This window comes from Ruegeria sp. HKCCD7628 (assembly GCF_057221005.1).
Map to the genome: position 1 here is coordinate 425,577 of NZ_JBWVBA010000001.1, position 18,292 is coordinate 443,868.

The 18,292-nt window shown below is 58.4% G+C and carries 21 protein-coding genes; 8 read left to right on the forward strand and 13 right to left on the reverse strand.

The genetic code is table 11. The features are described 5' to 3' along the window. Positions 1 to 34: 34 nt before the first annotated feature. Positions 35 to 322 (forward strand): hypothetical protein, encoded by a 288-nt coding sequence (locus AC2TAD_RS02095; RefSeq protein ID WP_480865700.1) that lies wholly within the window; start codon positions 35 to 37, stop codon positions 320 to 322. Here the strand turns inward: AC2TAD_RS02095 and AC2TAD_RS02100 are convergent. From AC2TAD_RS02100 to AC2TAD_RS02115, 4 genes are all read right to left on the reverse strand, one after another. Continuing rightward, a complete protein-coding gene (locus tag AC2TAD_RS02100) occupies positions 263 to 667 on the reverse strand; it encodes a DUF1499 domain-containing protein (RefSeq protein WP_480865701.1) in 405 nt (134 codons plus the stop codon). The two genes, AC2TAD_RS02095 and AC2TAD_RS02100, sit on opposite strands and share 60 nt — an antisense overlap. Before the next feature lie 71 nt (positions 668 to 738). Further along, on the reverse strand, positions 739 to 1,680 hold the full coding sequence (gene speB, locus AC2TAD_RS02105; RefSeq protein ID WP_480865702.1) for an agmatinase: 942 nt from the start codon (positions 1,678 to 1,680) through the stop codon (positions 739 to 741). Positions 1,681 to 1,743: 63 nt separating this feature from the next. Beyond that, positions 1,744 to 2,709: an agmatinase gene (gene speB, locus AC2TAD_RS02110; RefSeq protein ID WP_170752744.1), complete on the reverse strand. Its 966-nt coding sequence runs from the start codon at positions 2,707 to 2,709 to the stop codon at positions 1,744 to 1,746. Positions 2,710 to 2,721: 12 nt separating this feature from the next. Continuing rightward, positions 2,722 to 3,885, reverse strand: coding sequence for a M20 aminoacylase family protein (locus AC2TAD_RS02115; RefSeq protein ID WP_480865703.1), 1,164 nt, complete (start codon positions 3,883 to 3,885; stop codon positions 2,722 to 2,724). 66 nt (positions 3,886 to 3,951) lie between these two features. Between AC2TAD_RS02115 and mazG the strand changes: the two genes are divergently transcribed. The 3 genes from mazG (at position 3,952) to AC2TAD_RS02130 (ending at position 6,257) form a co-directional block, all read left to right on the forward strand. Beyond that, positions 3,952 to 4,809, forward strand: a complete 858-nt coding sequence (mazG, locus tag AC2TAD_RS02120) for a nucleoside triphosphate pyrophosphohydrolase (protein ID WP_170354436.1) — start codon at positions 3,952 to 3,954, stop codon at positions 4,807 to 4,809. Positions 4,810 to 4,872: 63 nt separating this feature from the next. Continuing rightward, positions 4,873 to 5,811 (forward strand): nucleoside hydrolase, encoded by a 939-nt coding sequence (locus tag AC2TAD_RS02125; RefSeq protein ID WP_480865704.1) that lies wholly within the window; start codon positions 4,873 to 4,875, stop codon positions 5,809 to 5,811. Then, positions 5,808 to 6,257, forward strand: coding sequence for a GNAT family N-acetyltransferase (locus AC2TAD_RS02130; protein WP_480865705.1), 450 nt, complete (start codon positions 5,808 to 5,810; stop codon positions 6,255 to 6,257). The genes AC2TAD_RS02125 and AC2TAD_RS02130 overlap by 4 nt, the downstream gene beginning before the upstream one ends. Before the next feature lie 36 nt (positions 6,258 to 6,293). Here AC2TAD_RS02130 and AC2TAD_RS02135 read toward each other — a convergent pair whose 3' ends face one another. From AC2TAD_RS02135 to AC2TAD_RS02155, 5 genes are all read right to left on the reverse strand, one after another. Beyond that, entirely contained in the window at positions 6,294 to 6,461 is a 168-nt protein-coding gene (locus AC2TAD_RS02135) for a hypothetical protein (RefSeq protein ID WP_170354408.1), read from the reverse strand. Positions 6,462 to 6,786: 325 nt separating this feature from the next. Further along, positions 6,787 to 8,064 carry a phosphopyruvate hydratase gene (eno, locus tag AC2TAD_RS02140; RefSeq protein WP_480865706.1) on the reverse strand — a complete coding sequence of 426 codons (1,278 nt, stop codon included), beginning with the start codon at positions 8,062 to 8,064 and terminating at the stop codon, positions 6,787 to 6,789. A gap of 124 nt (positions 8,065 to 8,188) precedes the next feature. Next, positions 8,189 to 9,070, reverse strand: a complete 882-nt coding sequence (locus tag AC2TAD_RS02145; protein ID WP_480865707.1) for a DMT family transporter — start codon at positions 9,068 to 9,070, stop codon at positions 8,189 to 8,191. A gap of 126 nt (positions 9,071 to 9,196) precedes the next feature. Next, on the reverse strand, positions 9,197 to 9,610 hold the full coding sequence (locus AC2TAD_RS02150; RefSeq protein ID WP_170752731.1) for a Fur family transcriptional regulator: 414 nt from the start codon (positions 9,608 to 9,610) through the stop codon (positions 9,197 to 9,199). A gap of 75 nt (positions 9,611 to 9,685) precedes the next feature. Continuing rightward, positions 9,686 to 10,390 carry an endonuclease/exonuclease/phosphatase family protein gene (locus AC2TAD_RS02155; RefSeq protein WP_480865708.1) on the reverse strand — a complete coding sequence of 235 codons (705 nt, stop codon included), beginning with the start codon at positions 10,388 to 10,390 and terminating at the stop codon, positions 9,686 to 9,688. Positions 10,391 to 10,583: 193 nt separating this feature from the next. On the opposite strand from AC2TAD_RS02155, the gene AC2TAD_RS02160 reads away from it, so the two are divergent. Continuing rightward, positions 10,584 to 11,495, forward strand: a complete 912-nt coding sequence (locus AC2TAD_RS02160) for an FHA domain-containing protein (RefSeq protein WP_480865709.1) — start codon at positions 10,584 to 10,586, stop codon at positions 11,493 to 11,495. On the opposite strand, the gene AC2TAD_RS02165 is transcribed toward AC2TAD_RS02160, so the two are convergent. Continuing rightward, entirely contained in the window at positions 11,471 to 12,889 is a 1,419-nt protein-coding gene (locus tag AC2TAD_RS02165; protein WP_480865710.1) for a protein adenylyltransferase SelO, read from the reverse strand. The two genes, AC2TAD_RS02160 and AC2TAD_RS02165, sit on opposite strands and share 25 nt — an antisense overlap. An 86-nt stretch (positions 12,890 to 12,975) precedes the next feature. On the opposite strand from AC2TAD_RS02165, the gene AC2TAD_RS02170 reads away from it, so the two are divergent. Continuing rightward, positions 12,976 to 13,395, forward strand: a complete 420-nt coding sequence (locus AC2TAD_RS02170) for a cupin domain-containing protein (protein WP_480844877.1) — start codon at positions 12,976 to 12,978, stop codon at positions 13,393 to 13,395. A gap of 3 nt (positions 13,396 to 13,398) precedes the next feature. Continuing rightward, entirely contained in the window at positions 13,399 to 14,289 is an 891-nt protein-coding gene (locus tag AC2TAD_RS02175; protein WP_480865711.1) for a fatty acid desaturase, read from the forward strand. Between the two features lie 6 nt (positions 14,290 to 14,295). Here AC2TAD_RS02175 and AC2TAD_RS02180 read toward each other — a convergent pair whose 3' ends face one another. From AC2TAD_RS02180 to AC2TAD_RS02190, 3 genes are read right to left on the reverse strand one after another with little or no spacing between them, the layout of a single operon-like run. After that, positions 14,296 to 14,931, reverse strand: a complete 636-nt coding sequence (locus tag AC2TAD_RS02180; protein WP_480865712.1) for a hypothetical protein — start codon at positions 14,929 to 14,931, stop codon at positions 14,296 to 14,298. Beyond that, positions 14,924 to 15,688, reverse strand: a complete 765-nt coding sequence (locus AC2TAD_RS02185; RefSeq protein WP_480865713.1) for a hypothetical protein — start codon at positions 15,686 to 15,688, stop codon at positions 14,924 to 14,926. Before AC2TAD_RS02185 ends, AC2TAD_RS02180 begins: the two co-directional genes overlap by 8 nt. A 40-nt stretch (positions 15,689 to 15,728) precedes the next feature. After that, complete coding sequence (locus AC2TAD_RS02190) at positions 15,729 to 16,841, reverse strand: anhydro-N-acetylmuramic acid kinase (protein WP_480865714.1); 1,113 nt, start codon at positions 16,839 to 16,841, stop codon at positions 15,729 to 15,731. Between the two features lie 181 nt (positions 16,842 to 17,022). On the opposite strand from AC2TAD_RS02190, the gene tyrS reads away from it, so the two are divergent. Then, positions 17,023 to 18,267, forward strand: coding sequence for a tyrosine--tRNA ligase (gene tyrS / locus AC2TAD_RS02195; protein WP_170752715.1), 1,245 nt, complete (start codon positions 17,023 to 17,025; stop codon positions 18,265 to 18,267). The last annotated feature ends 25 nt before the right edge of the window (positions 18,268 to 18,292 follow it).

Here is an 18,292-nt window from a genome sequence, read left to right on the forward strand (position 1 = left end):
GGTCAAGGGCCGAGCTTGTGCTAAGCTACCCGTCATGAAGGGGTTGATTTTGATTTTGTCGCTGTTTGCGGTGCCTGCCATGGCGGATTACGTCGGGCCGGACGGAAAGGTGCGCGACTGCTATTGCACGGACAAGTCAGGCGCGCGCGTGGATCTGGGCCAGATGATCTGCCTTCAAGTCGATGGCCGCATGTTCATGGCGCAGTGCCAGATGTCACTAAACGTCCCGATGTGGCGCGAGGTCTCGGAAGGGTGTTTGTCCTCAGAGCTGGAGCGCAGCAAGCCACCCATCAACACGGTCTCGGTTTACCCCAAAATCTGAACGTCCAAAGCGCAGGCGGGCATGGATACGCAGAACGTCGCCGTCCTGCTGAACCGTGGTGTAGTCGGGAAAGCCGATTACTTGGGTACGGGTGACATAGGTGATCATTCCATCTTCGACAGATCCGGCAAGAACGGTCGTGCGGGGTGTGGCTTGTGCTATCACGTCCAGTTTTGCGAGGCCGTCTGGCCCAGTTTCGACCACACGGATGACCCCACCCTGCATGTCCTCATCCGTAGCACCAGCAACCGCCACATGCCAGCGCGCAGGGTCCGAGGGTGCAAGTCGGATGTAGAACCCAAGTGCGATCACCGCCCCCACGATCAGCCAAAGAACCATCTTCATCATTTATCCCTTTGCTTTGAGGGCAAACTAACGGCACGCGCCCCCTCTGCAAGGTTTGACACCCCGTACCGTCACGTCACTCCGGGTAAAATGCACAACATTTCAAACAGCAGGTTGGCAGCGGTCAGCGCCGTGTTCCCCGTAGGATCATAGGGCGGAGACACCTCGACCAGATCGCACCCTGCCACATTCATCCCTCGCAAAGCCTGAATCAGCTGCAACGCTTGTGGGGTGGTCAGACCGGCAATCTCGGGTGTGCCGGTGCCGGGGGCAAAGGATGGGTCGAGACTGTCGATATCGAAGGAAACGTAAACCGGATGCTCTCCTATTTCTTTTCGGATTTGTGCGCCGATCACGGTCAGATTCTGTTGCCACAGTTCCCACGCAGGGAACTGCTTGAACCCCCAGCCCTTGGCCTCGGTGAAGTCCGACGCGGAATAGCCCGAGCCTCGGATACCGATCTGAAAGGTTTTGTCGGGGACGATCAGTCCTTCTTCATAGGCGCGGCGGAAGACGGTGCCGTGAGTTTCCTTTTCACCAAACATCTCATCGTTCACGTCAGCATGGGCGTCCACATGGACCAGCGCCACCGGCCCGTGTTTGGCGGCAATCGCGCGCAGGATCGGCAATGTGATCGAGTGATCGCCTCCCATCGCAACTGGTGTCACGTTTTGCGCCAGAATCGCGTCATAGCTTTCGCGTATTATTTTCAAACTTTCGGACAACGAAAACGTGTTGATTGCCAGATCGCCGATATCCGCAATCTGAAGGCTGTCGAAGGGCGCGGCAAAACTGGCCATGTTGTTGGGCCGTATCATCGCGCTTTCGGCGCGGATCTGTTTCGGACCAAACCGCGTGCCCGACCGCCATGAGGTGCCGATATCCATCGGGATGCCCAGCACGGCCACATCCAGCCCGGCCAACGAGTCTGCCTGCGGCAGGCGCATGAACGTGTTCGGACCCGAAAACCGCGCCAGATCATTGCCGCTGATGGGTTGGTTAAACTGTGTCATGCCCGTATCTCTCCCGTCCGACCTTTTGGTTAAGGTGATACCGGAAAGATGGCTAACCAATGGTTAAGGCATGAGCTTGTTCCACCCCAAAAGGCAAATAATCTGCGTCGCCACGTGGGCCCCGGCAATCGCCGTCGCGCCCGATGTGTCATAGGGCGGAGAGACCTCGACCACATCACCGCCCTTGATGTTGATCCCGGCAATGTCACGCAGGATGATCTGCGCTTGGATCGAACTCAGCCCACCCCAGACGGGCGTCCCGGTGCCCGGCGCAAAGGCCGGGTCCAACCCGTCGATGTCAAAACTCAGATAAACGGGGCTGTCGCCCAGAATGCCTTTGATCTTTTGCGCAACAGCGGCAGGGCCGGACTCGTATACCTCGCGCGCGTCGATGATGTTGACGCCCAGAGTGTCCTCGTTCGTGGTGCGGATACCCACCTGAACCGAGCGTTTCGGGTCCACGATCCCCGATTTCACCGCCTTGTAGAACATCGTGCCGTGGTCCACGCGGGTCATGTCGTCATCGGCCCAGGTATCGGTATGCGCATCGAATTGCAGCAGCGACATCGGCCCGTATTTCTCGGCATAGGCTTTCAGGATCGGAAAGCTGATATAGTGATCCCCGCCCAAAGTGACCGAGGCCACATCGGCATTCAGAATGGTACGGATATGATCCGTCAGCGTGTCGGGAAAGGCCGGGATATTGGCATAGTCATAGGCCATATCTCCATAATCCACGATGGCCAGCTCGCTGAGCGCATCAAAGGGCCAACCATAGGGCGCGTCTGGCGACTGCAGCGCGCTCGCCTCACGCATGGCGCGCGGACCCAGCCTTGTGCCGGGGCGGTTGGTAACGGCCTGATCGAACGGCACGCCCGTCACGGCGATATCCACGCCCTTCAGATCTTTCGTATAGAGCCGCCGCAGGAATGAGGTTGCCCCGCCAAACGTATTCTCGAACGACAGCCCCTTGAGATCGGGGTTGGTGAATGCTTCATCCACCTGAGTTTTTGCGTCTTCCAGTCCCATGTCTTTTCCTTGTCAGCCCAGCGGCTGTGCCTTTTCGACGATCCGCGCAAAGAACGAAGCCCCCACAGGCGCGATTTCGTCGTTGAAGTTGTATTTAGGATGGTGCAGCCCGGCGCCCTCGCCCTGCCCCAGGTTCAGATACGCGCCGGGGCGCGCGTTCAGCATGTACGAGAAATCCTCGGCCCCCATGTTGCGGGTCATGTTTTCGACCACCAGCCCTTCGCCCGAGATTTCGCGGGCCACCTCAGCAGCAAATCCGGCCTTGCCTGCATCATTGATGGTGGCGGGATAGTTGACCTCGTAATCCAGCTCGGCCTCAACCCCGTATGAGGCCGCCTGCCCGGCAACGATCTGCGCCATGCGTTCCATCACCATCTTTTGCACCTCCGGGTCAAAGGTGCGCACGGTGCCGTTGATATAGGCAGTATCTGGGATCACGTTGTTGACAGACCCGGTATGAATTTGGGTGACCGAAACCACCAGATCGTCCAGCGCGTAATGGTTGCGGCTGACGATGGTCTGCAGTGCTTGAGCGATGCCACAGGCGGCCATCACCGGATCGCGGGTTTCGTGGGGCATGGCACCATGACCGCCCACGCCCTGAATGTGAACGTGAAACGTATCAACCGCGGCCATGATCGGCCCAGGCGTGGTGTAAAAAGCGCCTTCGGGCAGGTTCGGAGCATTGTGCAGCGCATAGACCTGCGCGATGTCGAACCGGTCCATGATGCCTTCCTGCACCATTATATCCGCGCCGCCGCCCTCTTCTTCGGCAGGTTGAAAGATCAACGCCGCGCGGCCCGCGAAGTTTCGCGTCTCGGCCAGATAACGGGCTGCTCCCAGCAGCATCGTAGTATGCCCATCATGACCGCAGGCATGCATCTTACCGGGGTGTTTCGAGGCATAGTCCACGCCCGTTTCTTCCGGGATCGGCAGCGCATCCATGTCGGCGCGCAATCCGATCGTCGCCCCCTCGGCCTGCCCATTGATGATTGCGACGATACCGGTTGTAGCGATGCCCTCATGTATTTCATCTACACCAAACTCACGCAGCCGGTCGGCGACAAAAGCTGCCGTCTGGTGGCACTGAAACTCTAATTCGGGGATCGAATGCAGGTGCTGCCGCCATGCGGTCATGTCGGCGGCAAAATCGGCAATTCGGTTGACGACGGGCATCTGGGGTGGACTCCTGATCAGGACTGCGGAATGGATGCATCTGACACCGGAACGAAAGGGTTCGCAATGGCCGAAAATCCTCTGATCCACGATAGCGACGCTGGCATGGAACGTCTGCTGGAAATCATGCGTCGCCTGCGCGACCCGCAAACCGGCTGCCCGTGGGACATCGAACAGGATTTCGCCACCATCGCCCCCTACACGATCGAAGAAGCCTATGAGGTCGCCGACGCCATCGAACGCGAGGCTTATGACGAGCTGAAGGGAGAGTTAGGCGACCTGCTGTTCCAATCGGTTTTTCACGCGCAAATGGCTGAAGAAGCGGGACATTTCACCTTTCAGGACGTGGTCCGCACCATGTCGGACAAGATGGTCGCGCGTCATCCGCATGTGTTCGGTGACGAATCCCGTGACAAGTCGGCTGAACAACAGACTCTGGATTGGGAGACGATCAAAGCCGCTGAACGTGCAGGAAAGGAACTGAAAGGCGCACTGGACGGTGTGGCCGCCAACCTGCCTGCCCTGTTGCGCGCCCATAAGCTACAAAAACGCGCCGCGCGCGTGGGGTTTGACTGGCCCGATGCCAGCCATGTGTTGGCCAAGATCACCGAAGAAGCCGCCGAGTTGGAAGAGGCCCGCGACAGCATGGATGCCGACGCGCTCGAAGATGAATTCGGCGATCTGCTGTTCGTGATCGTCAATCTGGGCCGTCATCTGGGGATCGAGCCTGAGGCCGCTCTGCGCCGCACCAACGCCAAGTTCACCCGCCGCTTTGAACAGGTCGAATCCCGCCTGGCCGAACGCGGTAAAACACCCAGCCAAAGCGATTTGGCCGAGATGGACGCCCTATGGGACGAGGTGAAAACCGAGGAGCATCGCGCCAATGGCAAACTCCCGCCGGTAGATGTGCCCACCGGGGCCTGAAACCGCTGGACAAGTGCTGTGACACTTGCGAGTGTCCGCGCTTCTAGCCCCTCGGAGACCCCCATGCCGCGCAAAATCATAATCGACACCGACCCCGGTCAGGACGACGCCGTCGCCATCCTGTTGGCGCTGGCCAGCCCGGATGAGATCGACGTGCTGGGCATCACCGCTGTCGCCGGAAACGTGCCACTTGAGCTGACCGCCAAGAACGCGCGCATCGTCTGCGAACTGGCCGGCCACACGGACGTGCCGGTTTTTGCAGGTTGTGATCGGCCACTGAACCGCCCCCTGGTTACGGCAGAACATGTGCACGGCAAAACCGGCCTGGACGGTCCCATTCTGCCCAATCCGCAAATGCCGCTGGCCCAAGGGCACGCGGTTGATTTCATCATCGACACCCTGCGCGCGCAGGAACCGGGCACGGTGACACTGTGCCCGCTGGGCCCCCTCACCAATATCGCGACGGCTTTCACCAAGGCCCCTGATATCGTCGACCGCATACAGGAAATCATCCTGATGGGCGGCGCCTATTTCGAGGTCGGCAACATCACTCCGGCGGCGGAATTCAATATCTATGTCGATCCAGAAGCCGCTGATATCGTGTTCAAATCCGGCGCGCCCATCGTCGTTATGCCACTGGACGTGACCCATGACGCGCTGGTCACGCCACACCGCAACGACGCCTTCCGCGCGCTGGACAGCAAGGTCGGACACGCAGTGGCCGAGATGACTGATTTCTTCGAACGGTTCGACAAGGAAAAATACGGATCGGAGGGCGCACCCTTGCACGATCCCTGCGTCACCGCCTATCTGATCCGCCCCGAACTGTTCTCGGGTCGCCTTATCAATGTCGAGATCGAAACCCAATCGGAGCTGACACTGGGGATGACCGTAGCCGATTGGTGGCGCGTCACAGATCGCCCTGCAAACGCCATGTTCATGGGTGACGTCGACGCGCAGGGGTTCTTTGACCTGCTCACCGAAAGGCTGGCAAGACTATGAGCGCAGCATTAAAACTCGCCCGCCCCGAGGATTTGGACAGGTTGATCGGCCTCGTCTCGGCATTCCACGCCGAAGCTGGCATCGACCAAGATACCGATCACAGGCGCGCAGCACTGGCACCGCTGCTTGAGGGCATTCCACATGGCTGCGTCTACCTGATTGGCCCTGCCCGTGCGCCGCTTGGCTACGTCATACTGACCTTCGGCTGGTCAATCGAGTTCGGCGGCATGGATGCCTTCATCGACGAGATTTACATCCGCCCCGCAGTGCGCGGGCGCGGCATCGCCACAGAGGTCCTGTTAGATTTGCCGAAAGCCTTGGCCGGAGCCGGGCTAACCGCTTTGCATCTTGAGGTCGACCGCACCAATGAAACCGCGCAGAAATTGTATATGCGCACTGGCTTCAAACCGCGCGATCGGTATGTTTTGATGAGCAAAAAGCTCTGATAGCAATTGTTTGTTCAGCCCCCCGGAGAACGCGCCTTAGCGCATTTCACCGCTGTACATATAGGTGGGGGAATCCATGTTCTTCACGGGGTCGGAAGTCGAGACCGACTGACCTGAAATTGGGTACACTCCGGGCGCCGAACAGGCCGCCATGAAAACAGTACCGATCAACGAAACCGCGAGAAGGAATTTCGAACCTGACATGGTATTCTCCTTTTCTGTAGTTCCTCCAAGATACTTGGCGGCGGGGTCTCGCTAATAGGTAAAAGTTCACACATAATTGGAGTTATGGCCTCAATCTTATGCCAAGGGATTAGAATCGAAGCACAATTTTTCTAGAAATAATTGAAGATTCTTTACCTAGCGTCACCTGACTGCAATTTTGAGGCGAACAAGAACGGCCCGGCAGCGTACTTCGGGGGTGCGACTAAAGGCACACAGCTCTCTAGTTGCCACAGGATTCGGGTTTCAAAATGAAAAACCCGGCCTTCCTTGAAAGACCGGGTCAGATTTATCTGTTTCACGCTGATCAGCGCTTCAGGATCGACGCCCCGGCGTAATCGGCCACTTCACCCAGTGACTCTTCGATGCGGATCAGCTGGTTATACTTGGCCAAACGGTCCGAGCGCGCGAGGCTGCCGGTTTTGATCTGGCCACAGTTCGTCGCTACGGCCAGATCGGCAATGGTCGCGTCCTCAGTCTCGCCCGAGCGGTGGGACATCACGTTGGTGTAGCGCGCACGGTGCGCCATATCGACGGCGCGCAACGTTTCGGTCAGCGAGCCGATCTGGTTCACCTTAACCAGCATCGAGTTGGCGCAGCCGCGATCAATGCCTTCGGCCAGACGTTCGGGGTTGGTCACGAACAGGTCGTCACCCACCAGTTGCACCTCGTTGCCGATGGCGTCGGTCAGGGCTTTCCAACCGTCCCAGTCATCCTCGGACATGCCGTCTTCGATCGAGATGATCGGGTAGTCATTGACCAGCGCTGCCAAATAGGCCGCGTTTTCCTCGGACGTCAGTGTGATCCCCTCGCCCGCCAGCACGTACTTGCCGTCTTTGTAGTATTCCGTGGCGGCGCAATCCAACGCCAGATGGATTTCCTCACCCGGCTTGTAGCCCGCCTTTTCGATGGACTTCAGGATGAAATCCAGCGCCTCGCGGGTCGAGGCGATGTTCGGCGCAAAGCCGCCCTCATCGCCGACACCGGTGGCCAGTCCGGCTGAGGACAGTTCTTTTTTCAGTGTGTGGAACACTTCGGACCCCATGCGCACCGCCTCGCGGATATTGCTGGCCGAGGTCGGCATGATCATGAATTCCTGAATGTCGATCGGGTTATCCGCATGCTCGCCACCATTGATGATGTTCATCATCGGCACCGGCAGAACGCGGGCAGAGGTGCCGCCAACATAGCGGTACAGAGGCTGGGTGGTAAAATCCGCCGCCGCCTTGGCTGTGGCCAGCGACACGCCCAAAATGGCATTTGCGCCCAGACGGCCCTTGTTCTCGGTCCCGTCCAGTTCGATCATCGCCTGGTCGATGGCAACCTGTTCAGTAGCGTCAAAACCCACCAGTTCCTCGGCGATCTCGCCGTTCACGGCAGCAACCGCTTCCAGCACGCCCTTGCCCATATAGCGCGCCTTATCACCGTCGCGCTTTTCCACCGCCTCATAGGCCCCTGTGGACGCGCCCGAGGGCACAGCCGCCCGGCCCATGGTTCCGTCTTCCAGGATCACGTCCACCTCGACCGTCGGGTTGCCCCGGCTGTCCAGAATTTCGCGTGCGTGGATGTCGATAATCGTGCTCATGAGGCCCGTCCCTGTGGCTGCAATAAGTTGCACGCCTCATAGCATCACGAGGCAAAAAGTAAACCACGCATGTTATCGCTAACATGATTCACGGCAGGTGTTTGCGCAAACCTGCGACGATCCGTCAGGCCACAGCGGCCATATCCCGCGCCAAACGACGTTCCCGCAGGAAAGTGTAAAGGCCCGAGCCAAGGATGAGTGAGGCCCCTGCAATCGTCATCAGGTCCGGTCGCTCTCCAAACATAATCATGCCCGCGGCAATCGAAAAAACCAATCGCGTGTAGCGGAACGGAGTCAGCGCCGACGCATCGCCCACTCGCATAGCGGTGACGATGCCATAGTAGCCGATGACACTGAAGATGACGGCCCCGATCAGTGGCGCCATCTGCGCAAAACCAAGTGGGACAAGCGGTTGCGTCTGAACTACCATAAGCACCAGCCCACCCAAAATCGCCGCGATAAAAGCCTGCAGAGCCACAACCGACGACGCAATGTCGGCATCCAATCGACGCGTGATCAGATCCCTCGCGGCAATGCAAACAACGCTAATAACGACTAACAGGGTCTCAGGCTGAAACCCTTCAAGCCCCGGTCGGATGATCATCAATACCCCGACGAAACCAACGCCTACCGCGCTCCACCTGCGCCAGCCGACCTGTTCCCCCAGAAACAGCGCCGCCCCGACAGTCACGGCCAGCGGCATGGCCTGAAATACCGCAGCCACCGTGGACAAATCGACTAGAGCCAGCGCGGTCACGAAAGCAATCGCGCCTATCCCTTCGCTGCCTGCGCGGATCAGCGGCAAAGGGCGCCATGCGACCCTGTCAAAGATCCGTTTGCGTGTGCCGACTGCCATAATGGCAAAGAGCAATCCACAGACCGCGCCCAAAAGAATCATGATCTGACCGGTCGAAACTGACACCGACAGGTGCTTGATGAACATATCCTCAAGCGCAAAGGCCGCCATTGCGCCGACGACCAATAGAATGCCGTTTACGTTATTCATGATCCGTTCCGTCAGAAAAGCGCTGCCCGCCCCTTCACAGAAATCGCAAGCCCATCACTCAGGCAAGAGATATCCACGCGAGAAACATGAATTCGCGTGCGATCACCGTTCGGGATTCGTGATGAATCAGTCTTGTTCCAGCGGAACGCCGTACAGCTCCAGCCGGTGGCCTTTCAGCTTATACCCCAGCTTGGCAGCAATCTTTTCCTGCAGCGCTTCAATCTCGGGGTCTACGAATTCAATGACCTGACCTGTTTGCATGTCGATCAGGTGGTCATGGTGATCCCGTTCAGCATCCTCATACCGCGCGCGACCGTCGCCGAATTCCAGACGCTCAAGAATCCCTGCCTCTTCGAACAGTTTTACAGTGCGATAGACCGTGGCGATGGAGATCCCCGCATCGACCTTTGAGGCGCGGGCATACAGTTCTTCGACATCCGGATGATCTTCGCTTTGTTGCAGCACCTGTGCAATTGTACGACGCTGACCTGTCATGCGCAGGCCCTTGGCTTCGCAACGGGCGATGATCGTATCGGACATGAGTGACCCTCGGGGATATATTCGGTTCTCTGTCTTAGTACGTCTGCGCACTCTGCGCCACCGGGGATTTGTATCTTAGGCCAAGCGCCGCAGATCAGCCCAGATGGGCAAGTGATCCGATGCAATATGCGCAGGCCGCGCATCGTGGACACCATGCACCACCGCCTCAAGCCCTGCACCAAGTGCGATCCGGTCCAGTGCACCCAGCGGCTGTGCGGCGGGAAAGCTGGGGACCGGAGGCAGGAAACGCATATCCGGCGCCAGATGGTCCAGTACCGGCTGGCGCGACCATTCATTGAAGTCACCAGCCCAAACCGTAGGCATATCGTGCAGGTCTTCGTCACATCGGCGGATATGAGTAATTTGCTGTCGGCGCGAAGCCGGCAATAGACCCAGATGCATCCCCATGACTCGCAAAGGGCCGATGGGGGTGTCAAATTCGACTCTGACCGCACCTCGCGGTTCAAGCCCCGGCAGATCGTGATGGCCTGTCTGACGCACCTCAATCGCACCGCCTTTCCAGATCACGGCGTTGCCATGCCAGCCCAGACTACCCGCCCCTCCAAGATCGACAATCTCCCAACCGGCCTCGTCCAACATGAAGTGCGGCAGGGCTGCCGGGCGCGGCGGCAGGCGTTTGTCGGCCTCTTGCAGAACAACGATATCCGCCTTCATGCTATCGATAACCTGCATGATACGCTGCGGCTGTCGGCGGAAATCCAAACCGACACATTTCTGGATATTGTAGCTGGCAATACGCAGTGTGGGTAAAGAGGTCATAGCGTTCGGGGCTGATTATCAGCCCCAACAGTGCCACGCCCTGCGCCCAGCGCAACATGAAATTTCCAAGAGTTAGGCACAGAACAACTTTCAAAGGATAATTTCGCCACAAAGTGCGTTAAACAAGCGCAAATCGCGTGTGCAAACTGTTCTGCGCAGCTAGAGTGCCGCAAACTGAACCTAAGGATTTCACGTGGAAACCACCTTCGCCACTCTGGTAATTGCCGACATCTCGGGAAGCACGCCGCTCTACAAGGCTGTCGGGGACACAGAAGCCCAAAGGTTGATCCAACTTGAACTGGATCGGTTGAGACATGTGTTGCGCCAACATGGCGGCACGCAGGTTGGGCAGAAGGGGGACGATGTCCTTAGCTACTTTCTGGATGCCAATGCCGCAATAAACGCAGTGCTGGAGCTGATCGAGGGATCGCCTGAAACTTCTCTGTCCGTTCACGTGGGCGTCCACTCCGGACAGATCGTTTTGGCCGAAAAAGGGGTGTATGGCGAGGCCGTAAATATCACCGCCCGCCTTGCAACGGCGGCAAATCCCGGTGAGGCATGCGTCAGTGAAGATGCCGCCAGGTTGTTGCCGGATTCCCTGCGCCGCATGCTCAAACCACTGGGTCGGCTGAACCTCAAGGGCCTGACTGAGCTATTCGCCGCGCATTCTCTGGTCAGCCCGACCATGAGCACTTTCACCCAGACGCGGCTGCCCTTGTCTTATGGTCGAACCGAGGCGCATTTCAACGCACCCGAGGGGCTGACGCTTGTTGTGTCCCACGAGGAGCGCTCGTGGCGGTGTCAGGACAATGGCGAGTTAAAGATAGGCCGTTCACCGGATTGCGACGTGGTATTGAGCCAACCATGGGTGTCCCGCCTGCACATGGTTTTGACCATGAAGGATGGCAAGCTGATCCTGTCGGATCGCAGCACGTCGGGCACCTATGTGAAGTCGGAAACCGGACGGGAAATCCAGCTCAAACGCGAATCCGTCATGCTGGCGGATAGTGGGCTGATATCTCCGACCTTGCCCATCGACGTGTCAGAGGCTTGTCTGCAATTCCAGATTCTGGGCCGCCCTCAGGTGCCGCAGAACGTGGCGTGAACGACCTCAGCCTCTGACGGCGGATGTGTCAGGTCAACTGCCTCGGGCTGGTCTTCATAGGGACGTGAAAGAACGTCATTCAACCGCTGGAACGGTGCATAGTCGCCCTGCACCGCCGCTTGTATCATCTGTTCCACGCGGTGATTACGAGGAATAAAGGCCGGGTTCGCAGAGGACATGGTTGCCGTTGAGTCGTCCTCGCTTTCCAAGCGAGAATGCCACCCCTCGGACCATGCATCGAATGCCTGAGGATCTGCGAATTGATCCCGCGCCGCGTCACTACCCAGCGCGCGAAACGTATTGGTGAAATCCGCCTGCCCCTGCGCCATCCGTGCCAATAGGTCCGAGATCATCTGCTGATCGCCATCCTCTTTGGTCGCAAGGCCGATCTTGGCCCGGAAACGTGCTAACCAGTTCTGCTGCAACAGGTCGGGCATGGCGTGAATGATCTCGGTCGCTTCCTCAACCGCCGCGTCCTTGTCCTCCATCTGCTGGATCAAGGCGGTGGCCAGTTGAGCCAGATTCCAGACAGCGATGTCGGGCTGGTTCGAATAGGCATAGCGCCCCATCCGATCGATCGAGCTGTAGACCGTATTGGGGTGATAGCTGTCCATGAACGCACAAGGGCCGTAGTCGATTGTCTCTCCGGCAATCGAACAGTTATCGGTATTCATCACCCCATGGATGAAACCAACACTCATCCATGCCGCAATCAACTCGGACTGCACCTGTACGACGGCGCGCAACAGGCCCATGGGTCCATCGGCTTGTGGGTAGTGACGTTCAATCGCGTATTCGGTCAGGCGGCGCAGGCTGTCCAACTGTCCCCGCGCAGCAAAAACCTGAAACGTCCCCACACGCAAATGACTGCGCGCAACACGGGTCAGGACAGCACCGGGCATTGGGCCCTCGCGCAGCACGATCTCTCCGGTCTCGACAGCCGCCAGAGCTCGTGTGGTGGGAATGCCCAGCGCGTGCATCGCCTCGGATACCACATATTCACGCAGCACAGGCCCCAGCCATGCGCGCCCGTCCCCTTGACGGCTGAAAGGCGTGGGGCCCGATCCCTTCAGCTGAATATCACGGCGCACGCCGTCTGTTCCGACAGTCTCGCCCAAAAGCACCGCGCGGCCGTCTCCCAACTGGGGATTGTAGTTGCCGAATTGATGCCCCGAGTAAAGCTGTGCGATCGGCTCTGCCCCCTCGGGTAGCGTATTCCCGGCAAAGGCTTCGGCCATATCCTGCACCTCACCAGGGCTCACACGAAGGATCGCCGCAAGATCGCTGTTAAAGGCGATCAGTTGCGGCGCTCTCACTGGCACCGGGGCCTGCCGAGCGTAAAAGCTGTTGGGAAGGCGGGCGTAGCTGTTGTCAAACGGGATCGTAAGGGTCATGCGGCAAACATATTCCTCCTCTGCGTGAATACCATAGCGGATCGCGCGATCCCGTGCATAATCGCCCCAAACACCCCGAGGGCCCCATGACCGCACAAGAGATTATCGACCACCTGAACCTGCAACAGCACCCCGAAGGCGGCTGGTTCCGCGAGACATGGCGCGCCGACAACGCAGGCCGCGCCACCGGCACCTGTATCTACTTCCTACTGGCCGAGGGGGAATGCAGCCACTGGCACCGTGTCGACGCGACCGAGATCTGGCTGTATCACGCTGGCGATCCGCTGATATTGTCGCTCAGCGCCTCGGATGACGGCCCGGCGACCGAACATTTCCTATCCTCAGATCTAACCCAAGGCGCGCCCCAACTGATCGTTCCCAAAAACCACTGGCAGGCTGCGCGCAGTACTGGCGCCTATACGCTGGTCAGCTGCACGGTTTCTCCGGGGTTCGAGTTCGACGGGTTCGAGCTGGCTGCGCCGGGTTTCGATATACCCAAGAGCTAAGCCATGGATCACCGCGCCCTCATCGCGTCCATTCCAGCCGAGACTAAAGACAAGCTACAAGAGCGGTCCAACACGGCCGGGCTGCGGCATCTGGCGCTGTATCTACTGGCGTTGTCTGCCACCAGTATCGGCATCATCGCGCGGGTGCCTTTCTGGCCTTTGCTGATCCTGCCTCAGGGTATCCTGTTGGTCTTCCTCTTTACCCTCAGCCATGAATGCACGCACAAGACGCCGTTCAAATCCCCTTGGATGAATGAGGTCGTGGGCCATCTGGTGGCGACTCCGATTGCCCTGCCCTTTGTCTGGTTCCGTTATTTTCATCTGGCCCATCACAAATGGACCAACCACCCCGAGAATGATCCCGAACTGGGTGGCAAACCCAAGCCCGATAACTGGCCTAGCCTGCTGATTTACCTCAGCGGCTGGCCCTATTGGCGCGGCATGGCGCAGGTTCTGGTGCAAAATGTTCGTGGCCGGATCAACGCGCCCTATCTACCGGCGCGTCAGCACAAAGCCATGCGGCTGGAGGCGCGGGTGCTGCTGGGCCTCTACGCCATAGCGCTTGTCAGCCTATTTATATCACCCGTGCTGTGGTGGCTGTGGCTGCTCCCCGTTCTAGTCGGCCAGCCCTTTCTAAGGCTGTACCTTCTGGCCGAACACGGGCTCTGCCCGCCGGTCGCAAATATGCTCGAGAATTCCCGCACCACCTTCACCAACCGCCTGATCCGCTTTCTGGCCTGGAACATGCCCTACCACGCCGAGCACCACGCTTTTCCGAATGTCCCTTTTCACCAGCTACCAGCGTTACACAAGTGGACCCGAGCGCATTTGAAATCGACGTCAGACGGGTATGGTGCGTTTTCGGTGGAGTATGGGCGGTCGGTTGAGCGTTAGTGCAGATTATTCTGTGAAAACCGGAACGAAAAAGCTGAAATTTGCGGATTTCAGATGAACCAAATCGCCATCGTGATTTTCCCCAGTCAAGCGCACAGGATCGTACCCGACGCGAAAGACCAGAAAACCAGCCACATTGGCCTCAATCGCTTCTTTATCGACATCCCTCAGACCATCCAAAGCACGGCTCCCGCTCAACAAGTATGTGTTGTATTCCAGCCGAAGGCCATCTTCTTGGCTCTCAGCGCTCAGTTGGATTTCAAGCGCTTCTTTCCGTTCCTCGCCCCAATCGCCAAGAAACGTCACGCTTGCTTGGATTGGAAGAAAATATGATCGATACAGACACGCCGTCACCGCGACACGCGTATCGAGATCTGGTGCGCCTTCTGACCTCGCCCGACTGGACCCCGCGGGGAAAAAATTGCCCGGTTTTTTGTCTTCAATTGGATTTTTTCGAAAACCCTTCAGTTCCGCAGACAATGAAACCGGGTCGAAATGTTCGGGGCAAGCATGCTCCGCCACCTGGATGGAAACGTTGGAGTCGGGTGTTTCTGGTGGGACAACCTTCCATTCGCGCGCATGAACAACTTGGCCTAGTACAACGAACAATACGCCACACAAGAGAAATGCTCGGCTATTCATCTATGTCGCTCGCCAGCACGATATCAAAATCCACAAATGCCCGAACATCCACTGGCATCGTGTCCCCGCCACTCTTTTGGTCGAAAGGAACATCCGCTGCAAAAAACTCGATGTACAAACTTCCAGGACTGTTACCGTGGTGAAAATCGAATGGAAATATGCCCGTGGATTCTATTTCACCTTCTTCGGAAAGTAGATTGGAACTTCCATACCCTATCCGAAGTTGATCAGTGGATGGCTCCAACACCCAATCTGATCCGGCGGTGAAATCTCCAAGGTCTCCCGACAAATCAATTGTTGCGCGCACAAAAGCAAGAAATCCGCTATATTCGCAAAAAAAGAGCTTACCGCTCAAGTTAAGGCTGCTGGCCTTCCGAAACTCCACCCTAGCTGTGTCCGTGTTCGAAAACCGCGCACTCGAAACAGTTATTGCGCTCCGTGTAACAGTTTTGTCTTCTTCAATCTTGCCCGACCTTCTTACTGTGACCGGTTTACGGCGCGACTCTGGTGGCAAAAATGGATCGTAGTTGGTGCCAAGGGATTCATATTCCTTTTGAAAAGTTATCGAAACAAGCCTTTGGGGCGCTTCGCACCCGGACTCGTTTTCATACAACAACGGTGTAGCTTCGACCCCACGGATATACTGACGAAAAGAAATTTTTTGGTCCGCGCCCTTGGTTATTCCCACGCTCGCCAAAACAAACAAACACGCCGATGCAGGCACATTCAAAAACCGAAAACGCAAAAACGAAAACATGTTAACTAACCTATAGGTTGTACCTCAAAATACAACCGGCTCAGCCTGCGGCGACACTACTCACCACACCCCCACCGACAAGCGCTTTGACCCCGGTTGTCCCCGGACAAGAAGTCGGCAGGCCCCGCGCCACGCGGACGGCGAGGTAGGCGAAGGCTTGGGCTTCCAGCATATCTCCGTCCAGACCCACGGCCTCGACCGGCTCGACCGCGCAATCGAGGCCCGCGCGCAGCATGTCCATCAGCACCGGATTTCGACGGCCTCCGCCCGTCACCAGCACACGCGCGGGGGGTTTGGGGCAATGCTCCATCCCCTGCATCACGCCTGCGGCGCACATGCCGGTCAGGGTTGCCACGGCATCGGCGTCCGAGAGTTCCTGCACCAGACGGATCATCTCGGCAAAGTCGTTCCGGTCCAGCGATTTGGGGGGCATCTTGCGAAAGAACGGCTCGGACAGAAACAGCTCCAGCGCACCCGCCCCGACCGACCCTTGGCGGGCCAGCGCGCCGTCCCGGTCCATCGGCAGGCCCAGCCGCGCCTGCATCAGGTCATCCACGGGCGCATTGGCCGGGCCGGTGTCAAAGGCCAGCAGCGCGCCGGGGGCCTCGGGGCCGTCAAAGCTGGTATCCACATAGGTCAGGTTCCCCACCCCGCCCAAGTTAAGAAAACACAAGGGTTCAGTCGCGCCAATCCACTTGGCGCAGGCAAAATGGAAGAACGGCGCCAGCGGAGCACCCTCGCCCCCCATCGCCACATCGTCGCTGCGGAAATCCCACACGACCGGAACACCCAGCGCCTGTGTCAGACCGTCGCCGTCGCCCACTTGCAACGTCCCACGCCCGCGCGGCTCATGCGCCAGGGTCTGGCCGTGAAAGCCGATCAGGTCGATCTCGTCAAACTCGGACAGCGCCTCGGCATGGGCAACCGTCACCAGCTCGGCGGCGGCATCGACGTCGGGCCCGTGCCACTGGCCTAGCGCGGCCCGTAAAATGGCGCGCTCGGCATCTGAATAGGCCCGGTATCCGCTGGGACCAAAGCCCAGAATGCGCACACCATCGGTTTCGACCACAGCCGTATCAACACCGTCCAGAGACGTGCCCGACATGGCGCCCAATGCCCTGACTGCGCCTGTTTTCCTGATCGCCCGACCCATGTTTGCCCTCGTGTTCCTCACGCCCGTTGATCCGGCGCGTTGGCCTCAACCTGCACGGTAACGCGAAGACAGTGCAAGCCACATCGGGTGTGGCGCGCGCTTTTCGTGCAAAAGGTGCCTTTTCCTTGCCACCCCCACCGCCTATACACTGCCCCGCAACATAAACCCAAAGGGCACGGATATGACCTACCACCCCAAATCGGATTTCATCGCCACGATGATCGAGCGCGGCTTTCTCGCCGACTGCACCGATTATCAGGGCCTTGACGAGGCGCTGATCAGCGGGGTGCAAACAGCTTATATCGGCTATGACGCAACGGCGCAGTCGCTGCATGTGGGCCACCTGATGAACATCATGGTGCTACGCTGGCTGCAAAAGACCGGCCACAAGCCGATCACGCTGATGGGTGGCGGTACGACCAAGGTGGGTGACCCCTCGTTCCGGTCGGATGAACGCCCCCTGCTAGGCCCCGAACAGATCGACGCAAATATCGCAGGAATGCAGAAGGTGTTCGCCAAGTACCTGTCCTATGATGACAGCGAGACCGGCGCGCTGATGCTGAACAATGCGGAATGGCTGGACAGCCTGAATTACCTCGATTTCCTGCGCGATATCGGGCGGCATTTCTCGGTCAACCGGATGCTGTCTTTCGAGTCCGTAAAATCGCGGCTGGATCGCGAACAATCGCTGAGCTTCCTCGAATTCAACTACATGATCCTGCAGGCCTATGACTTCCTAGAGCTGAACCGCCGCTATAGCTGCGTTCTGCAGATGGGTGGATCGGACCAGTGGGGCAATATCGTCAACGGTATCGACCTGACCCGCCGCGTATTGGATCACGAGATCTACGGCCTGACCACACCGCTGTTGACCACCAGTGACGGCCGCAAGATGGGCAAGTCGCAGGGGGGCGCAGTCTGGCTAAACGGAGACATGCTCAGCGCGTATGAATTCTGGCAATTCTGGCGCAACACCACCGACGCAGACGTAGGGCGTTTCCTAAAGATATTCACCGAACTGCCCGTCGATGAATGCGACCGCCTGGCCGCGCTGCAAGGGTCCGAGATCAACGAAGCCAAAATCCGCCTCGCCAACGAAGTCACGACCCTACTGCACGGGGCCGAGGCCGCAGCTACAGCCGAAGCAACCGCGCGTGAGGTCTTCGAAAAAGGCGGTGTGGGCGATGATCTTCCGACCCTGACTGTCGGAGCAGCTGAGTTGCCTGCCTCGATTGTTCAGCTGATCGTGAAGTCTGGATTGGCCAAGTCCGGAAAAGAAGCAAAGCGCCTGATCGCCGAGAACGGAGCCAAGCTGGACGACGCCCCCTTGACCGACGCAGGGTTGATGATCGACGCAGACGCGCTGTCTTCGCCGATCAAGTTGAGCGCCGGGAAGAAACGTCACGCTTTGGTGCAACTGGGCTAAAACCCATACGCCTGTTCCTGAAAAA